Raw genomic sequence first — 7,041 nt, 5'->3', positions numbered from 1 at the left:
GCCCTGCAAGCGCTACAGGCCGAAGGCCGCATGGCCGAGGCAATGGATGGTGCTAATGCGCGCTCCGGCGCGTCAGGTTGCGGACAAGCGTCGTGCGTAACGTGGCGAGAGGCCCTTTGCGGGTGGAGATCACGTGACTGATAGCCGCCCGCATCGTTTTTTGCGGTGCCCTGTTCGGTTTTCATGGTGCCACTGGAAAATCCGCGAGGGAGTCCGCCATCGCGGCGATCGCCTCCGCCTTCTTCTCCTTGTCCATGCCCGCCCTCCTTCCTTGGTCGGTTCCTTGGTTCCCATCGGGCGCGCCGTCGGGGGCGGCGTTTGAGTGGGAAGGGCATCGAAGGTAGGAGGTTCGCCCTCCTGCCGCCCGGTCGGATCTCTCGGTGCCCGCGGCAACGGGTGCCGTCCCCGACGGCCCGCCCGATGGTTTCGGTGATTTGCATTGCCGTACCCCGCTTCAAACTATAGGTTTAATTATCGTTCGAAGCGAAAAAAATATCCCCTACCGACACTCCGAACATCTTCGCCAGCTTCTGAGCATCGTCAATCGTGACTGAGCCAGGGTCCTTCTCCATCTTGGCATATGTAGGGCGGGAAATACCAAGCTTACCTGCGACTTCATCCTGAGAGTAACGTGCAGCTTTGCGCGCCTCGTATAACTCCATTCGCTAACCTCCTTTCGATGTGCTTTCACTATAGTCAAACATATAGTTCATGTAAAGTATTTTTATCGTAAAATGTAATTAGTTTTTATCACGACACAAAGAGAGGCGCTATGACGATAGCTGAGAACATCCGGCGCATCAGGCGAAGCGCCGGAATGACGCAAGAAGAGTTTGGGAAGCTTGCTGGCGTATCCAGCATGGCTGTATCCCAGTGGGAAAACGGGCGAGCCGTTCCAAGAATGGGTGCCGTAGAAAAAATTGCTGCATCTTTAAGGATCGCAAAGAGCGACATCATAGAAGGCGAGGGGTTAGGTGCCGACTCTCGCCTCTACTCCAACCGCATCCCCGTGAAGGGCATGCCCATGGGGAGGGTGCCGCTCGTCGGCAACACGCACGCGGGCAAGGCGTGCCTCCCCGAGGAGCTCGACGAGTTCCCCGAGGTCGAGGTGCCGCAGTTCCTCATCGACCGAGACCCCGGCAGCTACGGGCTCGAGGTCGACGGGGACTGCATGGACAGGGTGTGCCCGCCCGGCATGGTCGCCGTCGTGCAGCCTGGCGTCGCCGCGCGCAGCGGGGACGTCGTGGTGGCGACCATCGACGGGGCGGACTCCGTCATGCGGCGCATGACCGTCATCAACGGCGACCTCATCCTCTCGCCCGAGTCCCACAACCCCGATCACGAGAACATGTACATCGCCGCCCAGGACGACCGCCAAGTCCACGTAGAGCACGTGGCCTACTTCCAAAGCCGGGAAGCTTTCTAAAGGAGGAGGAAAGATGTCAGACCTCTACGATGCGCTCTGATAGAGGTTAACGACCTTTTGATTTTCGTCGAGTTTGCAAAGAGCCTTTGACATTTCTTGACGATGAAGGTAAAGTAATCGGCGTGATGAGGCTGCGATACGGTACGTCCGTCGCAGTCCAAGAAGACCGCCGAAAGGCGGTTTTCTTGTTTTGGAGGAGATATGGACAAACCGTTCAAAACCATCGAAGAGCAGGTCGAGCTGCTCGAAGCGCGCGGCGTTGCAACAGACGAAAACACGCCTGAAGTCCTGTTGCGCGAAGGCTACTATTCCGTAGTCAACGGATACAAGGCGCCGTTCATCGACAAGGAAAAGTCGGAATCGACGAAAGATGACCGCTACCTACCTGGAACCTCGTTCGCGGACATATACGCGCTTTTCACGTTCGACCGCGAGTTGCGCATGCTGTTCTTCAAATACTTCGCCATTGCGGAGGAGACCCTCAAGACGACATCGGCGTACTGCTTCTCAGAAGCCCATATCGGCGAGAAAGAGCCGTACCTCGACGCAAGTAGCTACGACACAAGCCCCAACCAAATCGGCCTCCTTCTCTCGGATTTCAACACAGCTCTCGGCAGAAACCCTCACAGGAAGCCAAAACGCAAGCTTTACCTCGAGCATTATTCGAAGAATCACGACGAGGTGCCGATATGGGTGCTGATGAAATACCTCACGCTCGGGCAGGCGTTCAAGTTTTATTGCTTCCAGCCGGAGAGCATCCGGAACGAAATCGCGAAAGCGTTCTCGTCGCTCTATGCGAACGACCACGAGAAGCCGATAAGGATATCGCCCAGGCGGCTCAGGCTTGCCTACGACCACATCAAGGATTTCAGGAATATCTGCGCGCACGACGAGCGGTTCTATTGCGCGAAAGCATCTCCATCGCGCGACATCGCCGTGACGGACGTGGTCAACGATATGCAGCTCGTGCTGTCAAAGAACACTTACGTGGAATTATTGGCGCAATACGCCGCGATGCTCTTGAAGCTGTCGAATAGCCTTGGACCCGACGTCCTCAATAAAGTGCTGAAAGAGATGAAGGTCGAGTCGATATACGGCGCGTTCAGCGTCAACGAGTAAAAGATGCCCCGCGCATCGTAGGGTTGCCGCCCTAGCGCGAGGCTTCCAAAAGACCCTACCGAGTTAACGGAAGGCAAGGAGAATCATACCATGGCGAACGGAGAGAAGACCAAAAAGACGGCTGTAATCTACGCGAGGTTCTCGTGCGACAAGCAGCGCGAGGCGTCCATCGACGACCAGGTGCGCGTTTGCACGGAGTACGCGCAGCGCAGCGGCTACGAGGTCGATCGCGTGTACTCCGACTACGCCATCTCGGGGCGCACAGACGAGCGCCCGCAGTTCCAGCAGATGGTGCGCGACGCCGGTTCCTACGACGCGGTGATCGTCTACATGATGGACCGCTTCTCGCGCGATGCCTTCGACGCGTCGATCTACAAGAAGGAGCTGTCGCTGCACGGCGTGCGCGTGCTGTCGGCGATGGAAAACATCCCCGACTCCCCCGAGGGCGTCATCTACGAGAAGCTCCTGGAGGGAATGGCTGCGTGCGAGTCCATCAAGAACTCCCAGCGGACGCGCAACGCCATGCGCGGCCAGGCGCTCAAGTGCCTCTACAACGGCGTGCACGTGTACGGCTACGGGGTCGACCCCGAGACGGGGCGCTACGTCGTCGACGAGCGCGAGGCGGCCGTCGTGCGCGAGGTCTTCGAGCGGTACGCGCGGCGCGAGCCCCTGACGTCCATGGTGCGCGACCTGAACCTGAGGGGCGTGCGCTCGACGACGGGGAAGCCCGTCTCGTACGGCTTCCTCCGCAACATGGTCAACTGCGAGAAGTACCGAGGCGTCTACATCTGGGCCGACGTGAGGTTCGAGGGCGGCATGCCCGCGATCGTGAGCGACGAGCTGTGGGAGGCGGCGCAAAGGTCCGTGCCCGTCAAGCGGCGCAAGCAGGAGGTGTGGGACGACTTCCCCCTCGTCGGGATGCTCGAGTGCGCGAGGTGCGGCCACGACATGGTTGGCTACTCGTGCCGCAACCACCAGAACAAGAAGTACGCGTACTACGGCTGCCAGCGCAAGGCCCGCTGCGACCGCAAGCACGTGGCGAAGGAGGCGCTCGAGCGCGCCGTGGCGTCCGCCGTGCGGTGCGCCCTGTCAAGCGACGGGCAGCTGCACCGCATCGCGATGCTCGTCGCGAAGCGCGTCGAGGATCGCAGGGAGTCGGACGAGCGCCTGAGGGCCGCAGAGCGCGACCTGTCGGAGACGAGGAAGGCGCAGCGCAACATCCTCGCATCCATCGAGCAGGGGATCATACCGCCGGGCGCCAAGGAGCGCATAGCCGAGCTGTCGCGCGCCGAGGAGGACGCGATGCGCCGCATAGACGCGCTCACCGCCGACACGAACGAGTTCGACGTCGCGGCCTTCGAGGAGTGGCTCAAGGAGGTTGCGGAGCGCGGGAGCGACGAGCTTGTGGTAGGAGCGTTCGCAAGTCGCGTCGTGCTCTACGACGGCTATGGGATAGTAGTGATGAAGTTCCAGGTCAGAGCACAAAAAGAACCCGTCGAGAGCACCTTTGCCCTCAACGGGTTCGAACAGTTTCAAAATGGCTCCCCGGGTAGGATTCGAACCTACAACCCTCCGGTTAACAGCCGGATGCTCTGCCGTTGAGCTACCGAGGAATCTGCCAATCAGTTGCGCTCTTTCCGAACGCGCAAGATAGTATTATACCCATCTCGTCAGTCGGCGCAAGACCTAATTTCAACTTTTTTCACGACCACAAGATTTTGGGTCCGCCAACCCCCTCCACTCCCCCAATCCTTTCCCACCTTGCAGTTTTACCAGCTTCTCCAAGCGCCTTTCCTTGACGAGGTCCGCCCAGATCTTCTTCTCGGAAGCAGGCAGGCAACTTCGTGGTCAAAAGAGCAAGTTGGGCAAAAAGTTTTCAGAGAGACGGTACAAGCGGCGGAGACTCCAGTAGCAGCGATAACGGTAGCGGCTTAAGCGGAAGCTCTAGCGGTGATCCGCCACTATCCTGCCGCCCTTTCCGGCACCGAGCGGACTACTTCCTGCGGACGATGAAGCACTTGTGAATGCGCGGGTTGCGCTCGAAATCGTGCGGGATGGTTTGCGCCGTGATGTCCTCCATCTCGACGCCGTACTTCTCAAGCGATTCGAAATCGGGCTTGAAGGTGCGCAAATTGCACGAGAAGACGGCCTGCCCGCCCTCGCGCAGAAGGCGGCTCACGCCGATGAGAAGCTCCACGTGATCGCGCTGCACGTCCCACGTGCGCCGTCCCATCGACTTCGAGTTCGAGAACGTCGGCGGATCGACGAACACCAGGTCGAAGAAGCGGCGTTCGCGCCGCGCCTCGGTAATCCACTGCATCACATCGGCGCGCTCGAAGCGATGGGCCCGCCCCGAGAAGCCGTTGTTCGCCATATTGCGGCGCGCCCAATCAAGATACGTTGCCGACATGTCGACCGTGCACGTCGTGCGCGCGCCGCAGGCAGCGGCATGCACCGTTGCCGTACCGGTGTACGCGAATAGGTTCAAGAAATCCCCGCCTGCAGCCATCTCGCCAACCATGCGCCGCGTGTCGCGATGGTCGAGGAAAATACCTGTGTCAACGTAGCCCGCAAGGTCGACTTCAAAGAGCGACCCATCTTCCTCGACGGTTGCCACAAATGAGCGATTGCCAGCATCGCGATATTGGCTACCGCCACGGTCGCGCCGGCGCGTCTTGGAAAAAACCAGCTCAGGAGGCACACCGAGCACAACGGGGGTAATCGCTAAGATATCGCTCATGCGATGGCGCGCCTTCAGCTCGTCGATAGACGAAGGCGCGGCGTATTCCGCCACATGGACGAACGTTTTGCCCTCGTCTTCGCCCGCACCGGTGTAGAGGTCGATGGCTGCCGCGTACCCGGGTAGGTCCGCATCGTAAATGCGATAGCAGGTTACCCCTTCGCGACGAGCCCACTTGCGCCGCTCCTTGAACACCTTGCGCAAACGGGAAGCGAACTGGGAAGACTTCTCATCGTGCACGTCGACCACGTGCTCGGCGCCACCGAACATATCGGGAACGACGATTGTCGCGGGAGCCGCAGGCGGTTCCTCGAAAACGCGAACCTTTATAGCGACGCGCCCCCGCCCCAAATCCTCGCAAAGCGCTGGGGCAACGCTGAAGCGCTCGACCGCGCCCTCCCCGCCGATGCAGGCGAAAACGGAATGTTCGGGGGCATCGACGGCAGCGCGAACGAAAGACGCGTCCCCCGCCGCCGAGACCGCGTTGTCGTTTGCGGGATCGATCAGCACCGCGGCGACAAGCTGTGGCGCGGAAGCGTCAAGGGGTCGCAGCGATTCTTGCGCACGATCGGCACGCTCGTCGGCATCGTCGAGCAGGGTGTTCCACTCACCCTCGTCGTATCGGCCCCACGACAAGAAACCCCATCGGGACCGCACCGCGCCGGGTGCCTCATCAAGAACAATCGCCCTTGCCTCACGCTCGAGGACGCTCAAGCCGCGCGACCCCTCGTCCTCGCCGCGAGATTCCGCAAGCGCATCGATGAAGCGGTAGCCGCGCCCTGCAAGCTCGCCCCATTTCGCATACGCGAGAAGCGCCGACGCATACGAGCAGAGAAGCGGCATCGTATCCGGCGCATTCCTGCCGAAATAAGCTCGGTCGTTCAAGGGCATGCCCGAAAGGTCGACCGAAACTGTGGCTTTCCCATTATGAATTCGCACGTCAACAGCGATATCGGGATGCGAGATATCAACGTTGGGCCGCTCACCGCGAACCTCACGCAGCCGATCGCAAATCGCGTCCTTCACGCGCATGCCCGTGAATTTCGTGTTGCGAAGGCCCTCGTTCGTCCCGCGAGCACGCACGACAATGCTCTTGCCAGAAAGCAAGATATCCTCCCAAGGCAGCGCATAAACGCCCTCGTAGAGCGCATCCGAGTCCACGGCGCCAACGCGCCCCTCGACGCAGAGCACGCGCGAGGCCAGACGCGACCAAAGGCATACCCGCAAGCCGATCTTCGCAGCGCCGAAGAAAGCCACGCCGCCGCCAAGCGGACGCGCACGACGAACCCCGAGCGCATGCAACTCGTCGGCGAGCAAGCCTTCCAAGCCGGGAAGGCAGCTTGCGAAAAACTCGAGGTCTTCGGTTGTGTGAGCGGGCATAAGGGTTCCTTTCCCCTAGGCTGGATAAGCGATTCGACAAGAAAGCCCCTCGCCGCACCTTGATCGCAAAAGGTGCCGAGGCGCGCAGCGCGCACGAGGCAACCTCAAAGCGTCGGCACGGTGACGAGGGGCTCTCGAAGCACCGAATCAATCGTCGTTCGTCAAGGCGGCGAGGATTAATCCTCCAGGTAATCCTTCAGCTTGCTCGAGCGGCTCGGATGGCGCAGCTTCGCAAGCGTCTTGCTCTCGATCTGGCGGATGCGCTCGCGCGTGACGCCGAACTCGCGTCCGACCTCCTCAAGCGTGCGAGGATGGCCGTCCTCCAGGCCGAAACGCAGGCTGATGACCTTGCGCTCGCGCTCGGCAAGCCCGTCGA

General features: G+C 60.5%; 6 protein-coding genes, 1 tRNA gene and 1 pseudogene. 3 read left to right on the top strand and 5 right to left on the bottom strand.

The window, feature by feature from the left end:
• Window positions 1-467 precede the first annotated feature (467 nt).
• Window positions 468-662: a helix-turn-helix transcriptional regulator gene (locus tag Q0G85_RS09965; protein WP_297157548.1), complete on the bottom strand. Its 195-nt coding sequence runs from the start codon at window positions 660-662 to the stop codon at window positions 468-470.
• Window positions 663-772: 110 nt separating this feature from the next.
• On the opposite strand from Q0G85_RS09965, the gene Q0G85_RS09960 reads away from it, so the two are divergent.
• The 3 genes and pseudogenes from Q0G85_RS09960 to Q0G85_RS10355 form a co-directional block, all read left to right on the top strand.
• On the top strand, window positions 773-1,426 hold the full coding sequence (locus tag Q0G85_RS09960; RefSeq protein WP_297157545.1) for a LexA family transcriptional regulator: 654 nt from the start codon (window positions 773-775) through the stop codon (window positions 1,424-1,426).
• A gap of 201 nt (window positions 1,427-1,627) precedes the next feature.
• Window positions 1,628-2,545, top strand: coding sequence for an Abi family protein (locus Q0G85_RS09955; RefSeq protein WP_297157542.1), 918 nt, complete (start codon window positions 1,628-1,630; stop codon window positions 2,543-2,545).
• A gap of 90 nt (window positions 2,546-2,635) precedes the next feature.
• Window positions 2,636-3,565: pseudogene (locus tag Q0G85_RS10355) on the top strand (recombinase family protein); the annotation flags it as partial.
• Window positions 3,566-3,634: 69 nt separating this feature from the next.
• On the opposite strand, the gene Q0G85_RS09945 reads toward Q0G85_RS10355, so the two are convergent.
• The 4 genes from Q0G85_RS09945 to Q0G85_RS09930 form a co-directional block, all read right to left on the bottom strand.
• Window positions 3,635-4,081: a hypothetical protein gene (locus Q0G85_RS09945; protein WP_297157536.1), complete on the bottom strand. Its 447-nt coding sequence runs from the start codon at window positions 4,079-4,081 to the stop codon at window positions 3,635-3,637.
• Window positions 4,082-4,083: 2 nt separating this feature from the next.
• A tRNA-Asn gene (locus Q0G85_RS09940) sits at window positions 4,084-4,158 on the bottom strand.
• Between the two features lie 380 nt (window positions 4,159-4,538).
• Window positions 4,539-6,665 carry a class I SAM-dependent methyltransferase gene (locus Q0G85_RS09935; protein ID WP_297157533.1) on the bottom strand — a complete coding sequence of 709 codons (2,127 nt, stop codon included), beginning with the start codon at window positions 6,663-6,665 and terminating at the stop codon, window positions 4,539-4,541.
• 176 nt (window positions 6,666-6,841) lie between these two features.
• A partial coding sequence (locus tag Q0G85_RS09930) for a sigma factor-like helix-turn-helix DNA-binding protein (RefSeq protein ID WP_297157531.1) occupies window positions 6,842-7,041 on the bottom strand: 200 nt, incomplete at its 5' end.

Origin of the sequence: uncultured Ellagibacter sp., assembly GCF_934617235.1 — a bacterium.
Classification (GTDB): Bacteria; Actinomycetota; Coriobacteriia; order Coriobacteriales; family Eggerthellaceae; genus Ellagibacter.
The sequence above is the reverse complement of the archived record's forward strand: the minus strand, read 5'-3'. Positions and strand labels throughout refer to the sequence as shown.

Coding starts and splice junctions, on each gene's coding strand:
- Q0G85_RS09965 (WP_297157548.1), bottom strand. CDS start 662: ATGGAGTTATACGAGGCGCGCAAAGCTGCACGTTACTCTCAGGATGAA.
- Q0G85_RS09960 (WP_297157545.1), top strand. CDS start 773: ATGACGATAGCTGAGAACATCCGGCGCATCAGGCGAAGCGCCGGAATG.
- Q0G85_RS09955 (WP_297157542.1), top strand. CDS start 1,628: ATGGACAAACCGTTCAAAACCATCGAAGAGCAGGTCGAGCTGCTCGAA.
- Q0G85_RS09935 (WP_297157533.1), bottom strand. CDS start 6,665: ATGCCCGCTCACACAACCGAAGACCTCGAGTTTTTCGCAAGCTGCCTT.